At 61.8% G+C, this 15,109-nt stretch carries 15 protein-coding genes; 1 reads left to right on the forward strand and 14 read right to left on the reverse strand.

Annotation, left to right across the window (positions count from 1 at the left end; genetic code table 11):
* On the reverse strand, positions 1-1,116 hold the full coding sequence (gene cax / locus ABIB00_RS08740) for a calcium/proton exchanger (RefSeq protein ID WP_354104055.1): 1,116 nt from the start codon (positions 1,114-1,116) through the stop codon (positions 1-3).
* Positions 1,117-1,352: 236 nt separating this feature from the next.
* The gene (locus ABIB00_RS08745) at positions 1,353-2,165 is read right to left on the reverse strand and encodes a Crp/Fnr family transcriptional regulator (protein WP_354104056.1); all 813 of its coding nucleotides are present in this window, start codon (positions 2,163-2,165) and stop codon (positions 1,353-1,355) included.
* A 538-nt stretch (positions 2,166-2,703) separates the two neighbouring features.
* Between ABIB00_RS08745 and ABIB00_RS08750 the strand changes: the two genes are divergently transcribed.
* Positions 2,704-3,054, forward strand: a complete 351-nt coding sequence (locus tag ABIB00_RS08750) for a hypothetical protein (RefSeq protein WP_354104057.1) — start codon at positions 2,704-2,706, stop codon at positions 3,052-3,054.
* 359 nt (positions 3,055-3,413) lie between these two features.
* On the opposite strand, the gene ABIB00_RS08755 is transcribed toward ABIB00_RS08750, so the two are convergent.
* Genes ABIB00_RS08755 through ABIB00_RS08810 form a run of 12 tightly spaced genes read right to left on the reverse strand, consistent with a single transcriptional unit; the run spans position 3,414 to position 15,088 of the window.
* Complete coding sequence (locus ABIB00_RS08755) at positions 3,414-3,656, reverse strand: cytochrome C oxidase subunit IV family protein (protein ID WP_247327365.1); 243 nt, start codon at positions 3,654-3,656, stop codon at positions 3,414-3,416.
* A 53-nt stretch (positions 3,657-3,709) separates the two neighbouring features.
* Complete coding sequence (locus tag ABIB00_RS08760; protein WP_354104058.1) at positions 3,710-4,354, reverse strand: cytochrome c oxidase subunit 3 family protein; 645 nt, start codon at positions 4,352-4,354, stop codon at positions 3,710-3,712.
* Positions 4,351-6,024: a cytochrome c oxidase subunit I gene (locus ABIB00_RS08765; protein ID WP_247327372.1), complete on the reverse strand. Its 1,674-nt coding sequence runs from the start codon at positions 6,022-6,024 to the stop codon at positions 4,351-4,353. The genes ABIB00_RS08760 and ABIB00_RS08765 overlap by 4 nt, the downstream gene beginning before the upstream one ends.
* Positions 6,017-6,958, reverse strand: coding sequence for a cytochrome c oxidase subunit II (coxB, locus tag ABIB00_RS08770; RefSeq protein WP_247327375.1), 942 nt, complete (start codon positions 6,956-6,958; stop codon positions 6,017-6,019). The genes ABIB00_RS08765 and coxB overlap by 8 nt, the downstream gene beginning before the upstream one ends.
* Complete coding sequence (locus ABIB00_RS08775; protein WP_354104059.1) at positions 6,955-7,707, reverse strand: SCO family protein; 753 nt, start codon at positions 7,705-7,707, stop codon at positions 6,955-6,957. Before ABIB00_RS08775 ends, coxB begins: the two co-directional genes overlap by 4 nt.
* Positions 7,708-7,724: 17 nt before the next feature.
* Complete coding sequence (locus ABIB00_RS08780; protein ID WP_247327381.1) at positions 7,725-8,129, reverse strand: hypothetical protein; 405 nt, start codon at positions 8,127-8,129, stop codon at positions 7,725-7,727.
* The gene (locus tag ABIB00_RS08785; RefSeq protein WP_247327384.1) at positions 8,119-9,189 is read right to left on the reverse strand and encodes a hypothetical protein; all 1,071 of its coding nucleotides are present in this window, start codon (positions 9,187-9,189) and stop codon (positions 8,119-8,121) included. Before ABIB00_RS08785 ends, ABIB00_RS08780 begins: the two co-directional genes overlap by 11 nt.
* Positions 9,186-9,716 carry a c-type cytochrome gene (locus ABIB00_RS08790; RefSeq protein WP_247459211.1) on the reverse strand — a complete coding sequence of 177 codons (531 nt, stop codon included), beginning with the start codon at positions 9,714-9,716 and terminating at the stop codon, positions 9,186-9,188. The genes ABIB00_RS08785 and ABIB00_RS08790 overlap by 4 nt, the downstream gene beginning before the upstream one ends.
* Positions 9,713-10,231 (reverse strand): DUF3341 domain-containing protein, encoded by a 519-nt coding sequence (locus tag ABIB00_RS08795; protein ID WP_247400199.1) that lies wholly within the window; start codon positions 10,229-10,231, stop codon positions 9,713-9,715. Before ABIB00_RS08795 ends, ABIB00_RS08790 begins: the two co-directional genes overlap by 4 nt.
* Positions 10,228-11,595, reverse strand: a complete 1,368-nt coding sequence (gene nrfD, locus ABIB00_RS08800; protein ID WP_247400196.1) for an NrfD/PsrC family molybdoenzyme membrane anchor subunit — start codon at positions 11,593-11,595, stop codon at positions 10,228-10,230. The genes ABIB00_RS08795 and nrfD overlap by 4 nt, the downstream gene beginning before the upstream one ends.
* The gene (locus tag ABIB00_RS08805; RefSeq protein ID WP_354104060.1) at positions 11,592-14,447 is read right to left on the reverse strand and encodes a 4Fe-4S dicluster domain-containing protein; all 2,856 of its coding nucleotides are present in this window, start codon (positions 14,445-14,447) and stop codon (positions 11,592-11,594) included. Before ABIB00_RS08805 ends, nrfD begins: the two co-directional genes overlap by 4 nt.
* The gene (locus tag ABIB00_RS08810; protein ID WP_354104061.1) at positions 14,435-15,088 is read right to left on the reverse strand and encodes a cytochrome c3 family protein; all 654 of its coding nucleotides are present in this window, start codon (positions 15,086-15,088) and stop codon (positions 14,435-14,437) included. Before ABIB00_RS08810 ends, ABIB00_RS08805 begins: the two co-directional genes overlap by 13 nt.
* Positions 15,089-15,109: the final 21 nt, after the last annotated feature.

The following is a 15,109-nucleotide window of genomic DNA, read 5'->3' on the forward strand; positions in this document are numbered from 1 at the left end:
TCAAGAAAAGAAGTATGCAAGGGCCAACACGACGTAAACTCCAATGAGCATTACGCCCTCGAACCAGGTCGTCTCGGCGTCTCTCGTGATGGCATTCACGATGAACGCGGTGCCGGCGATTGAAAAGAGGTCGACGGGATTCCGGAAGACAAGGGTCATCGGCTTCCCGATCACCCATGAGAAAATGACGAGAAGCGGGGCAACAACCAGCGCAATCTGAATGGCGGATCCGATGCAGAGCGTCATCACAAGTCCCATCCTGTCGCGCCGAGCGAACCAAACGGCCGCAAAGATGTCCGAGCTGGTGCCCACAAGAGCGAGCACGACGACGCCAAGAAAGAGTGGTGTCAGACCCGTTGATTTGGCCGCTTCGGTCAGGGCGCCGGAGACAAATTCGCTCTGAAGGGCCGCCGCGCCGGTGCATGCCAATAACACGATCAAGCATGTGGTTGTAGACCACGCCGATCTAGCTGAAGCCTCCTCATTGGTCGCGAAGACATTCCGGTGAGTGATGAGGGTGAAGACAAGATTCCCGGAGTAGAGAACTAGCAGCACCATGGACACAGCCAGGCTAAGCAATTCGTCGGAGGCATTCACGTGATTGACATGACGGATGTTGCGACCCGCGTAGTCGAACACTGCGGGCAGAATGAGAGCGATCACCGACAGGACGAGCATGCTCGACAACAACCCAGCGCGCGCTTGGGTGAAGCTCTGGCGCTCGCGATTGAACCCGCCGGCGACGATGGCCAGACCCAACCCCAACAAGCAGGTCGCCGCTATGGACCCGGTGATCTGGGCGTGGACCACCTCGACATGACCGCGCGCGAGAACAAATAGCGCAAGAATGAGTTCGGCCAAGCTTCCAAGACTGACGGTCAGGAGACCGCCTATGGCAGGACCGGTGTGGGAGGATAGCTGGTCGGTTGCTACGCGAATCCATTCAGCGAGCACAGCTATTGCGAGAACGCCGGATCCGAATATCCAGATCGGAGAAAGGTGAAAAACGTACTCGCCCATCGGGGTGAGCAGAACCAAGACCAGCGGCGCAACGCGCGCGATGGTACCGTACTGCCCTAAGATAGTCGTTGCTCTGGAGACGTTGGACTTCGGCAAGCTGGCGTTTGGCTCCTGTCGATCCCGCAAGGCTCCTACCTTCGATTTTAGCGGACAGATCGGGCCATTCCGGCGTGGCTTCTGTACCCAAAGCGCGTCGCATCCGAATCCCGGCAGCTTGCGACGAGCAACGAGGTGAGAGACTTAGGGTTCGCTGCGCCGGCCTGAACTCGGTACGCAACCGGGCAAGGGAAGCGCATTGCGATGCCCAGGCCCTCATTCTCTTGAGCCATCATTCACCAATTGCTTGTGTATCGGGCATTGGCTGCACCAAGGGAGTTCTCATGTGCGGATAAAATCACGCGATAGCAGCTGCAGGACAATTGCTCGAGTCGCGACTGATCCAGAATCGCGACTTGAGCGCGGCCTTGCTTGATGATGCCTCGCGCTTCCATTTCGCCCATTGTCGACGTGATACCTGCGCGGCGAACTCCAAGGGCCTGTGCGATGCATCGATGCGTGAGCGGGATTTGGCGGGAGAACAACTTATCCTCTGCAACGAGAAGCCACCGCGCCAATCGTTGCTGCAAGCTGTGACGCGAGTTACATGCAGCCAACTGCGAGCTTTGGATCAGGGTGGCCTGCACGTACCGTAGCAACAGCTTCTGGATCTCGACATCCCCCCTCACCAAATCGATCAAAGCATCGACCTGGATGCGCAAGGCTCTCCCGGCAACCTGAACCATGCAACGGTGAGGGGAAACGCGCATGCCAAGGATCAAGGGGATGCCGATGAAGTCCTTCGCTCCAACAATCTGTATCTCGACGGGGAGGCAGTCGCCAGCCCTAGCGGTCAGCGAGGCCGCGCCATGTTCCACAAAATAGGCATACTGCAGTGCTTGATTGCGCTCCTGCAGCATTTGCCTTGGTCTCAGTGTTACCTCCTCGCAGAGTTCGACTAGCCGGCGGCGTGATGATTGCGGGAGGCGGCGGATCAGATCGTTGTTTGCGTGGTGCGCGTGCGGCGTTTGATCGCTCTCTCGTGACCGTTGCAGAGACGGCGTCGCACTGTGCGTCCGCACGACGTTTTCGAGTTCGTTGCTGAGCATTTCGCGTCTCCTTGGAAACGGCTATTCACCAAGATGTGGGGCGCGCGCGGGCCTCCTCACAGTCGGGCTTAGGTGAAGACCCGTCAGGAGAAGCCTGACCAGGTCCTCAAGGCCTCGATCGTGAGCTGCCTCTGATGCGCGAGCAACGAACGAAGTACGTCGGCCGAGGCATGTAATAGCGTTGCCAGGATGTGCACGCGTGGATCTGCGGTGCGTTTTCCAAGGCCGATTGATCGCTGCACCTTTTCGTTGGCACGGCAGCGGACCATTCGCTTGATGGCCGGCCAGAACTTCGAGCTTCGGAAATGATTATACGAGCAATGATATCGTTGGCACGTGGATCGCAGGAGCGTTGAATGGACGCAAAGAGCAGGATCACCCTTGCAATTGTCGTAGGTACAATCCCGACCTCCGTTCTGTTGGGTCCCTCATGGGCAGAGACGGCGACGCAGACTGCCACGGAACAGTCGGCGCAGTCCGAGCAGTTCGTCAACACGGTCTATAATGGCTCCGTGCTTCGCGACTGCTTGGGAGCGCGGTGTTCTCGTTGAAAGGTGAGTATTTGGGAGCTGTCCGGAACGTGACCTTGGCAGACGACGGGCAGATTGATTCTTTGCTCGTCGAAGGCTTCAGAACGAAAAATGAGCCGGAGTTCATCTCCCGAATTCCTTTCAACCGGGTGCTGCGCCCGCTTCACGAAGGAGCTATCGTGGCCGACTTTTCCGATTTGAGGTCGCGAGAATACGGCCTCTTTGTTGACACTGATCAGGCCCAAGCAGAGCCGCACGAATTCTCGGTCTCCAAGGTCATCGGCCGCAGGCAGGTCAAGGCTATGGCTATGTCTCCGACCTCGTTTTCGACAGCGGCGGAAAGCTCGCGGCGGTTGTGATATCCTGCGAGGCGTCCGTTGGCGGGGGCACCTATGCCTTCCCTTACCCGGGCCAAACGGGGCGATGGCGCCCGAACCTAAGCTATTATGGTCTGCCTTACGTCACAGCAGAGCAAGCAAACAAAGCCGGTCTGTGGCTCGATATGAAGGAGTTTCAGAACTCGTGAACCACCAACGTCCGCCTGATGGTCCCCGGCGGTGTGCCTCACGGAGAGGCGCATGGCTTCACGAGCGAACTGGTGCAGTCACCTTTTTGAGCGCAGCGAAAGTTCTCCTCTCCCAAGCTTGCGTTCGAAGGTGGCTGCATCAGAGCGCTTCAATGCGTGCGGGGTAGCAGAAGGTACCCAAAAGTGCGTGCGTTAGATGCGTACGAGAACATCAGCGAAGGTCAATGCGAACATCGCGATCACGAAAACAAGCCCCGAGATCGCCGCGATCCGGATCAGCGGCTTCGCTGAGGCGAGTTGCATGAAGAGCAAGACGACGAGGGTCGATTTCACCCCCGCAATGATGATGCCGCTGGCTGTCGTCATTCGGCCCATGGGAACATAGGCGACGACGAGGCTGAGCAGGAGGAGTGCGAGGAGCGCTGCCCAGATCAAGAGGTTCCTCGCCCATAGGCGGCGCACAATACCGCCTGATTCACCTTGCCTGTTCATGATGCACGCCCCGGCAAATAGATCAGCGGATAGAGGAAGATCCAAACGATATCGACCAGATGCCAGTAGAGGGCTGTGACCTCGATCTCGGGATTGTCTTTCGCCGGGAGTTGGCGCCGGAGCAGCACCCAGAACAAGCGGCTCACGAGAGCAATCCCGATGGAAAGGTGGATCGCGTGGACGCCCGTGACCAGCCAATAAAATCCATAAAACAGCTGCGCTCCTGGCAGAGACAATGCAAACCCGGCTCCCGGTACGAGCTGCTTATCGATGTCCTCCTTGTACTCGAAGCCCTTGATGACGATGAACGCGAGCCCGAGCAACGCGGTGAGCATGAGGCACACGAGGACGAGCCGTCGCAGTCGCGCAGACGTTTCGGACGCTTGCGAAGCCATGGCCATGGTGAGGCTGCTCGTCAACAGCACGGCGGTATTGATCGTGCCGTACCAGATATTTGTCTCCCTCCCGGCTGCAGCGAACGCCTCTGGATGCTCGATTCGACAAACCGTGTAAGTCAGCATCAGCGCCCCGAAGAACAGCGTCTCGCTGGCGAGGAAAACCCATATGCCGAACTTGCCTGCCTCGCGCTGCCGGCCGAAATCCAACCAGGGTTCTCTCAGCAGTGCGCTTTCGTCGCTCATCGCGTTTCTCTTGCGTTTTGCATTTCGGGGGGATCGGTTCCAGCCGACATGCCTTCGGCGTGGTAGTCATACGGCGCGCGATCTACTCGGGGCTGCCTGTCAAAATTCTTCGGGGGAGGCGGAGAACCCGTGGTCCACTCCAGCCCTGTCGCGCCCCAAGGGTTCTTCGCAGCCTTTCCGCCGTAGAACAGGGACCAGGTGAGATATCCCAGAGGCAACAGGTAGGCGATGGCAAGGACCGCCGCTCCCGCAGACGACATGACATTGTAGATCTGAAACTCCGCCGGATAGGTATGGTAGCGGCGCGGCATGCCGAGGTACCCGGCGAAGAATTGCGGCAGAAATGTCATGTTGAAGCCGGCATACATGAGGATGGCCGCGAACTTCGCCCAGCTCTCCGGATAGAGCTTGCCTGTGACCTTGGGCCACCAGAAGTGGAGCCCGGCAAAGAAGGCGGACACCGATCCGCCCACCATGATGTAGTGGAAGTGCGCGACGACGAAGTAGGTGTCGGTGACATGGATGTCCACCGGGATCGAGGCGAGGAACAGCCCGGAGAGCCCGCCGGTCGTAAACAGACCAACGAAGCCAAGCGCATACAGCATCGGCGATTCGAAGCTGATCTGACCGCGATACAGCGAAGCGGTCCAGTTGAAAACCTTGATTGCCGACGGCACGGCGATGATGAAGGAGAGGAAGGAGAACACGAGGCTGGCCAGGGCTGACTGTCCGGAGACGAACATGTGGTGGCCCCAGACGAAGAATCCGACGCCCGCAATCGCAAGCATGGCATAGACCATGAAGTCGTATCCGAAAATTCGCCGCCTCGCGAAGCATGGGATTATTTCGGACACGACGCCCATCGCCGGCAGGACCATGATGTAAACCGCCGGATGCGAGTAGAACCAGAACAGGTGCTGGAACAGGATCGGATCGCCGCCGCGAGCCGGATCGAAGATCGGCAAGCCCAACACGCGCTCCGCGATCACGAGCAGGAGCGAGATGGCGAGCACCGGGGTGGCAAGCACCATGATCAGCGACGTCGCGTAGATCGCCCAGACGAACAGCGGCAGCCGGAACCAGGTCATGCCGGGAGCACGAAGCATGTGGGTGGTCGCGATGAAGTTCACTCCCGTGGCGATGCTGGCAAAGCCGACAACGAACACGCCCGCGGCCGCAGCGAAGACGTGGCTGTTGGAGAACATCGACGAATAAGGCGTATAGAACGTCCAGCCGGTGTCGACGCCTCCGGCGACGAGGGCATAAACGGTGAAAGCCCCGGCAGCGACGGTCAAATACCAGCTGAAAAGATTGAGGCGCGGAAACGCGACATCGGGCGCGCCGATCATCAGCGGCAGCAGGAAATTGCCGAACGTATTCGGGATCGACGGCACCAGGAAGAACCAGACCATGATGATCCCGTGGAACGAGAACAGCTTGTTGTAAGTGTCCGACGTCAACAGCCATCCGTTCGGCTGGAACAGCTCGAGCCGAACGGCGGTGATTGCGGCTCCTCCCATGAAAAAGAAGAACGTAATGGTGATCGCATAGAGGATTGCGATGCGCTTGTGGTCGGTCGTGGCAAGCCAGGACGAGATCGTCGAGCCGTGGCGGAGATAATCGGGGCGTGGCGGAAGCGGCAGCTCCCCGGCGAGCAGGGCGTCAGTCATTTTGCTGCTCCTCCCTGAGCGAGCGGATGTAGGCGGTCAGGCTCTGGATCTCTCCGTCGTCGAGCAGCCCTTTGAAGCTCGGCATGATCGGCTCAAATCCGGCCACGACGTCGCGGTTCGGCTGCAGCATCGAATCGCGGATGTAGGCATCGTCCGCGGAAACGGTGCGTCCATCCGCCAGCTGCACCGCGCGGCCGTAGAGACCCGTCAGGCGCGGCGCGTGGACGTTCGAGGAGACGGCGTGGCAGCCCGAGCATCCCTGCGACACGAACAGCCTGGCGCCCTCATGGGCAAGATCGTCGCCCTCCGGCTGCTGGACCAGCCATTTGGCATAGTCATCCTGTCGCATGATCACGATCTTGCCGCGCATCATGGAATGGTTCGTGCCGCAATACTCAGCGCAGAGCAGTGGAAAGGTGCCGGTTTTGCTGGCCTGAAACCAGATGTCAGTGTCGCGGCCAGGCAGCACGTCCTTCTTGACCCGAAACGCGGGGACGAAGAAGGAATGGATCACGTCCTGCGAGCTCATCAGGAGATGGACGGGCTTATCCAGCGGCACGTGAAGGGCATTGATCTCACGCGCGCCGTTCGGATGTTGCGTCTTCCACATCCACTGCTTGGCGATGACGTGGATTTCAAGTGCGCCCGTGGGCGCGGCAAGGCTGCTGAGGTCAGCGGAAGATGCCCACCAGAATAGGAAGGCGAACGTCAGCAACGTCGCGACGGTCCAACCGATTTCGAACTCGCGGCTGAGAATCTCAGGCATCGGGCCGCGCTTGGCGGGAGATCCGCGCCGATATCGAACGGCAAACAGCAGGATGAGCCCGAAGACGAGGACCACGGTCGCCCCGGAAAGGAAGAGCAGAAGATAGAAGATGTGATCAACCGTGACGGCGTGTGTGCTCGCTTCCGGCAGCCTGAATAACGAATTCATGCCGAGGCTCCCCGACGCCTGCTGCGGACCAGCATCAGCCCGACGAGGGCGGCCATGATGGCAACCGTGGATGCTCCGAAAATCTGCAGGACCGTTGTGATCCTGCGGGTGTAGAGTCCGTGTACCGCGTCAAATCCATAGCAGAGCAGCGCGATGCGTCCGGAGAGTCCACCGATCCGCCCGTCACCGGCATCCAACAGAGCGAGGCGAAGGTCACCGGGCTGCAGCGCGAGGCTGGACAGCGCGCGGACGACCCGTCCGTCGGGCGCGAGCGTGACGAAGGCTGCCGGATGCGCAATCGCGTTATGCTTATCGTCGGTTTCGGTATGGTATCCGATTGCACCGAGCAGCGCGGCAACAGTCTCCTGCGATCCTGTCAGGACCGATGTTCCCGTGCCCCCGATCTGTCCCTGGGTAAAGCGGCGGGCGTCGTCAATGGTGTCGCGCGGATCGACGCCGACAACGACGAGGCTGTAGTCGCGTCCTGCGATAAACCCGGTCTGCTGCAGCGCCGAGCTTGCGATCGTCAGCGCAGGCCCGCAAATCTGCTTGCAGGTGAAGTCCGCTGGAAGGAGCAGGGTCGGACGTCCGTCGATCGCATCGCCAAGGGTGACGGTGTAACCGCCGACGGCCCTAAACTGCAGGGATAACGGAACGCGGGCGCCCTGAGGAGGATCGAACCCGACGCGCCCGATCTGCTCCTCGGTCAAACCGGCATGCGCGAGCCCCGGCCAGAGCGCAAGGGCCATGATGAAGATGGACCGCCTCATGGATTGCCTCCACTCGCACCTGGCGGAGGTGCGGGTGCGGGTCGAAGGGCGTCGTAGGCGTGCTGGCCCCGTCCTGCGACCAGCTGCATCGCCTGATCGATCGGGATGCGGGCGATGTTGTGGTCGCGATCGACCCAGGCATAAGTGGTGAGCCTCGCTCGCTGGGCGGCCTCGAACCGGGTCAGGTCGTCCTCCGGCGAGGTCTGGAGCTCGGGCGAGGGAAACCGGTTTTCTAGGCGGGGCGTGAATGCGCCCGGCGCCTCGCTATTCAGGAACAGCAGAATTCCCGCAATCGCGGCGCCCACGAAGAGCAAGAAGCTGCCGACGATGGCGAGAACGGCGCGGTTGTCTATGCCGGCCGTTTCTGGCAGCGCGCGGCTGCCCATCTCCTCATTCGGCATGGCGCACCTCTGCGGATGCGGTGCCCTGCCCAAAGAGGACCGAAGCCACGGTCAAGGTGAGGAGGGCGCCGAGAGCGGTGAGTGCAACATGAACTTGCGCGGAAAATGCCGGCACCAGGAGCCAAGCGAAGTGCATGACAGTGCCGAAGAACAGCAACAAGCCGACTATGCGCAAGCCTGCAGGGCTGCGGCGCACGTCCTCCAACAGCAACATCGCAAACGGAAGCACGGCTCCGGTGACGAATGCCACGAGGAGAATGTTGGTCCATACGTCCGTGCTGCGCCTCAGGAACCACTCGGCCTTGTGAGGTAGATCGCCGTACCAGGCCACCACGTATGTCATGTATTCGAGGTAGACGACGCCCAGCAGCGTTGCGATCAAAAGGCTGCCGATATCGCTCAGCGCTTTGCCATCGACGTTCGACGTTGCAAGCACGGCCACAACGGCCAGCGCGGCGAGCAGCTGCTGTATTGCAATCATGGAGGCGAAGGCGGTGGAAACGTAATGCGGTTCGACGGAGAGGAACCAATCGACCGCAACCATGCTGATGGTAAGCCCGAAGAACGCAAGTCCGAGCGCGGCCAGTAGCCGTCCACCTAGTTTAAGACCGAAAGTCACTCCGAGCACGGACCATCCGATCAATGCGATCACGGCACGCAGGACAAACCACGGCTGGCCGAGGTACCAGCGCGCAATGTCGGGCCTGATCTGGCTGGCATCCGCGGCCCAGGGGTAGATGTCAGTCAGTCCGGCGAGAACGGGGACGAAGGCGATGGCGACGAGGGGCACCATAAGTGCGAGGGGTCGCAGCACCGGTCCGGCCGCAAAGCCCCAGCGGCCGCCGGTCAAGCGATGAATCAGCAGCAGCGTCATGCTGCCGATGGGGGCGCAGCTCCAGATCGCAAATCCCAAGAGCCAGCCCTGGAGCAGGCTCGGATAGGGGCCGAGTCTCCCGGCCGCGAGCACGAGGCCAGAAGCGAGCAAGATCACCACGAGGCCCGCTGCAATTCGCGGCGTCCAAATTGCTCTGAGGGCAGGGCGGCGGAGCACGGCGGTCACGGCAGCTTGCTCCTCAGCTCCGGGACGTCGACGACGTCGGCGTGTTGCGACTGCTGCAGCGCGCGGATATAGGCGGTGATCGCCCAGCGGTCGCGCGGCTCGACGCGCGCAGCGTAGGAATACATCACGCCGTAGCCATGAGTGATCACGTCGAAGAAGTGTTGAGCATCGGCCGAGCGGAGGCGCGCGGAATGGTAGGACGGGGGTGCGGGAAAGCCACGCTGCACGATCATGCCATCGCCGTGGCCGGACAACCCGTGACACGGGGAGCAATAGATATCGTAGCGCTCGCGGCCGCGGGCCAGCAGCGCCATGTCGACCGCGGGCGGCTTGGTGATCTGCTGCAAACGGTCGAGATCGCCCTGTGCAACGACCCCTTGCGGTAAGGTCTGGGCTTCGGTGCCATCCTTGAACAGCGCAGCCTTCGAGAACGTGCCGTAGCGATTCTGCTGAGACATGGAATGATCGCCACAGCCGGTGAGCGCCGATGATAGCAACAGCAGCCATGGCAGCGCGCGGGCGGTCATGGCGTGCGCAGCTCCGTGACCGCGACGGCGCCGGCGTCGCGGAGGACCGTCCTCAGCTCGTTCGGGTCGCCGTCAGAAGCGGCCAGCAGGAAGTAGCGATCCTGCGTTGCGCGTTCGAAGCCCGGAATCTCGAACATTGCATCGTGGAGACGAGGCAGGCGGCACGACCAAAAAAAGGTGATGGCGCCGGCGAGCGCGGCCGCGAGGACACCGACCTCAAACGGCACCAGCAGGAACACCTGCCAGGAGTTCAGTGGCCGGCCGCCGCTGTTGATGGGATAGTCGATCACCGCGCTGTACCATTGCAGTGCGAAAGCGAATGCTGCAGCTCCGAGGCCGCCGGCAAGCATCACACCGCGAATTGCGGATCGGCCCTGCCCAAGCTGTTCGGCGAGCCCTGCGATCGGATAAGGCGCGAATGCTTCGAGTGCGGCGTGTCCCGCGGTACGCACGCGCTCTAGCGCCGCCTTCAGCGCTTCACCGTCGAGGAATTCCGCCACAAGCTTAGCCGTCATGCCGCGGCCTCCTGATGGGCGAGCTCGCGCATGTCGAACATCGACACGCTCGGTATCAGCCTGATGAAGATCAGGAACAGAAAGGCGAAAAGGCCGAGCGGCGCGACAAGAAAGCTCCAGTCCCAGAACGTGAAGTGAAACGTCCGCCACAGGGACGGCATGTAACCGTGCGAAAGCGTGTTCCAGACGATGAGGATGCGCTCGAGCCACATTCCTATGTTGATCGCGACAGCAACAGGAATCAGAATGAAGAGCGACCGTCGCGCGAAGGGCCACCATAGCAACTGCGGGATCAGGCAGTTGCAGGCCAGCAAGGCCCAGTACAGCGGCGCGTAGGTTCCAGTGAACTCGAAGCGAACCACGTCACGGTCGGCATGCTCACCGCCGTACCAGCCCATGAACCACTCCGTCGCATAAGAATAGAACATGACGATCGAGGCCATCAGCAGGATGCGGGCCATCACCTCGAAGTGGCGGCGGTTGATAATCGCCTGAAGGCTGAGGCCCCAGCGGATCGCCGCCGCCAGCACCACGACCATCGCGAATCCGGAGTACATCGCGCCGACGACGAAGTAGGGTGGGAAGATGCTCTCCTGCCAACCGGGCATCAGACTCGCCGCGAAGTCGAGACCGACGATCGAGTGCACCGAGCAGACCAAAGGCACGCCGAGGGCAGCCATCGTGGTATGCAGTGTCTGCAATCGGGACCACTCGCGCGCCGAGCCGCGCCATCCCAGCGCAAATGCGCCGTAGAGCAGCTGGCCGGCACGGCGGGGCGTGCGGTCGCGCATAGTCGCGAGGTCGGGGATCAGGCTGACATACCAGAACAGAATGGAGAACAGCAGGTAGCTGACGATGGCCCAGAAGTCCCACACCAGGGCACTGCGCCATTGCGGCCAAAGCGCCATGGTGTTCGGATATGGCGCGAGCCAATAGGCGTAGATTGGTCGACCGAGGTGAACGATGGGCATCAGCCCGGCGATCGCAACCGCGAACAGCGTCATGGCTTCCGCGAAGCGATTGATCGAGGCGCGCCATCTTTGTCGGGTCAACAGCAGCATCGCCGAAATCAATGTGCCTGCATTGCCTATTCCGATCCACCAGACGTAGTTGGCGATCGCGACTCCCCAGACGATGGTGGAGTTGATGCCCCAGATGCCGATGCCCTGGTAGAACAGCCACGCGATTGCAACGAACAGCCAGAGCACGAACGGCAGGGTGATCAGGAGGGCCAGCCACCATGTTTTGCCGAACCCGGTGAAGAGCGGATCAGCCACCGCCTGGGTAACTGAGGCGTCGCCCGCCCGCGCGGCCGAGATCCAGCGGTGCGCCGGTGGATGCTGGGGAAGGAGAACTTCGCTCATGTCCGCCCCTCCGGGTTCAAAGGTGCGGGATTGCGCACATCGGCAAGATAAGTGGTGCGCGGCCGCGTGCCGAGGTGGCCGAGCAAGGCATAGTGGCGCGGGTCGGCCTTCTTGTGGTTGATCTCTGCGTCAGCCTGGTTCAGGTCTCCGAAGCTGATGGCGCGGGTCGGACACGCGTTCTGACAGGCTGTCTGCACCTCGTCTGGACCGAGCGGCCGGTTCTCGCGTTCCGCGGCGCGACGTGCGCCGCTGATGCGCTGGACACAGTAGGTGCATTTTTCCATGACGCCACGGGCGCGAACGGTCACCTCCGGGTTCTTCTGGCCGCGATAGGATTCCGCGCCGAGATTGCCGTATTCCTCGCCATCGGCATAACCGAAGAAGTTGAAGCGACGAACCTTGTAAGGGCAGTTCGCCTCGCAGAAGCGGGTGCCGATGCAGCGATTATAGACCTGCGCGTTGAGGCCCTCACTGTCGTGAACGGATGCGGCAACAGGACAGACGGGCTCGCACGGGGCGTGCTCGCAATGCATGCAGGGCACCGGCTGAAAGCCGATCTGCGGACTGTCCGCCGAGCCAAGATCATAGCCATCGACGCGCATCCAGTGCATGTCGCGCCCCATCGCGACCTGCTCGGGACCGACCACAGGGACGTTGTTCTCCGCCTGGCAGGAGACCACGCAGGCATTGCAGCCGATGCAGACCGAAGTATCGATCACCATCGCCCAGGCATGCCCGTCGCCGGGCTTCACGCTCGGCGGCATCAGGCTGGGTGGATCCGGGTCGACTGGCCCTGGCAGCGGCTGGCCGAGCTGAGACAGCGGATAGAGTTCGCGCACATCTTCCGGCGTCCGGACGATGTTCTGCGTCGTAAGGACCGGCTCACGGCGCCCCGTCGGCTGGATCGAGACCTGCGGAAGGTGCCATCGGTTCCCGGCTGTCCGGAGTGTATAGGCGTTGGCACCGACGCCATTGCCGACCGCGCCGGCATTCTGCCGCCCCCCGCCGAGTGTGAGCGCGCCGACGCCCATGGCCATCCCAGGTTCAGTCATCACGGGCACCTCGATCGTTCGGCCGTTCGCGGCGACCGTGACGACGTCGCCGGACGTGACACCGAGGCGGGTTGCCTCATCCGGATGCAGCGCGAGCGCATTGCCCCAGACCTGCTTGCTCAGCGGTTTCGGACATTCCTGGAGCCAGGCGTTGTTGGCGTATGAGCCATCCCAGAGGCAAGGATCAGGGCGCAGAACCAGGCTGATCTCGTCATCGCGCTTGTCGTGAGGCTCGGGATCCGCGAGTGGCGGCAGGAGCGGAGCAGCGAGGGAAAAAGCAGTGGCGCCGTTTCCTGCAATGATCCCGTCGTGCAGCACGCGCCGCCACCATGCCTCGAAATCCGCGGCGGCCGCGGTCGGCCAGGTCTGCCGCACCAATTCGTAAGCGCCCGCGTCTTCTGCGCCGCTCAGCCAGGCGAGAAGCTCGTGCTCGCTGAAGCTCTCGTAGAGCGGCTTGATCAGAGGCTGGATGATGCTGGCCGTCCCGTCACCAGCCCGCAGATCCGACCACGTTTCCAGCCGATGGCTTTGCGGGACATGCCAGTTGGCGATTGCCGCGGTTTCGTCCGCGTACTCGCCCATATGAAGGCGAAAGGCTGCTTTCTGCGCCCGGGCCCCGAAGTGCAGATCGGATGGTGCGTCATAAGCGGGATTGACGCCGATCATGACGAGCTGACGCACGCGGCCGGAGTCCAGATCGCCAGCGAGCTGTTCAAGCGTTCCCGCCTGCTTGCCGGATGGCGTGCGATCAATGGGATCGATGAGCCGAACGGGCGCATCGAGCTGGGCATTGATCCAATGCACCAATGCGTGGACTTCCCTGGACATTGCCGGGCCCGCGATGACGAGCGCCTCGCCCTTGTGGGAGTTCAAGTCGGCTGTGATCTTCCGAAGCAGCAGACGTTCGCGGTCGGCAAGTTCGGTGGCGCTTGCATTCGCGCCGAGCTCCCGCGCGAGGCTCGCCGCGAATCGTTCGATCGCCTCGGGACGAAGCGCCAGACGTTCGTCCGCCTTTGCTCCGGTGAGCGTGAGTGCGCTCTCAAGACAATAGAGACGCGAGAAGGCATTCGGCTCGCCGCGGCTAATTGCGTAGCCGCGGCCAATCCGTATCTGATCGGGGCCATGCCCGAGCGGATCGGCATCGAGCGCGACGATCACCCGGGCCTTTGCGAAATCGGCAATGCTGCGCACAGGCTGGCCATAAGCGAGCTGCCCACCTTCATGCCCGTTATCGTCGTCCGTTGGATCGTACGCGTGCCACGAAGCGGCCGGGAACGCCTGAAGCAGGCCATCGATCTGGCGCAGCAGAGTCGGGGAGGTGGTTCGCCCGGTCAACAAGCGCAGGCCTTTACCCTGGCTGCTGCGGGTCTCGGAGAGTTCGGTCACCAGCGCTCGGTTCAACGCTTCGCGGGGCGCAATCGCGCCATTGTGCAGGATCGTGCGCGAGCGGTCGGGATCATACAGCGAAAGAACGGCTGCTTCAGCGAAAACGTCCGTGGCACCCAGGCTGCCCGGATGACGCGGGTTGCCTTCCACTTTGATCGGCCTGCCGTCAATAGAAGTCACGATCACGCCGCGACCGATCCCCGCCAACGGAAGTGTCGTTGCGAATTTCAGCGGTTCCCCGGGAACGATGCGCTCTGGCATCCTGACATAGGGCAGGATCTGCTCGTCGGGTTTGCTGCAAGCCGCGAGCCCACCCGCCATGCCGGTCGCCAGCAAGCTGAGCGCCTGACGGCGATTGAGCTTGCTGCGCCCGGCAGGATTTGGCCGCGTCGGCAATTCCTTCAGCGGTGGCATATCGTGCAGTCCGTCAAATGCCTCGTGTTGATGTGATAGCGTGCGGCAAGCTTGGGCCCGACCTCGGCCTGGTTCTTCGGGGTCTGCCAGGTTGGATTGAAAACCGCTTCGCGTGGACGCAGGTAACGTTCAGGAGCGCGGTGACAATCGAGACACCATTGCATCGTCAGCGGCGCGGCTTGGCGCATCAGCCGCATCCCGCCCACGTCGCCGTGACAGGTGGTGCATCCAACCCCTTTTGCGACATGGACCGAATGATCAAAATAGACGTAGCCGGGGAGGCGGTGCACGCGCTCCCAGGCCATTGGCTGGTTCTTGCCAAGACTCTCGCGCACCGGCGCGAGCATCTGCGCGTTGGTCCATATCTGCGAATGGCAGGTCATGCAGGTCTCGGTCGGCGGGATGCCGGCAAAGCGCGCGTTCTCCACCGAGGTGTGGCAATACCGGCAGTCCAGGCCGAGACCGGAAACGTGATGCTCGTGACTGAACGGCACCGGCTGGTTCCGCGTGACGTTTTGGTTGGTGATGTAAGGGGATCGCATCACCTCATAGGACAGTCCCACCGCAAGCACCGGCATCGCTCCAATCGCTGCGATCACCACCGTCGCAATCGTGTTCGCGCCGGGACGAAAAAGCTGCATTCATCGACCCCCTGCCGCACG

It is taken from the genome of Bradyrhizobium sp. LB14.3 (assembly GCF_040547985.1).
Classification (GTDB): Bacteria; Pseudomonadota; Alphaproteobacteria; order Rhizobiales; family Xanthobacteraceae; genus Bradyrhizobium.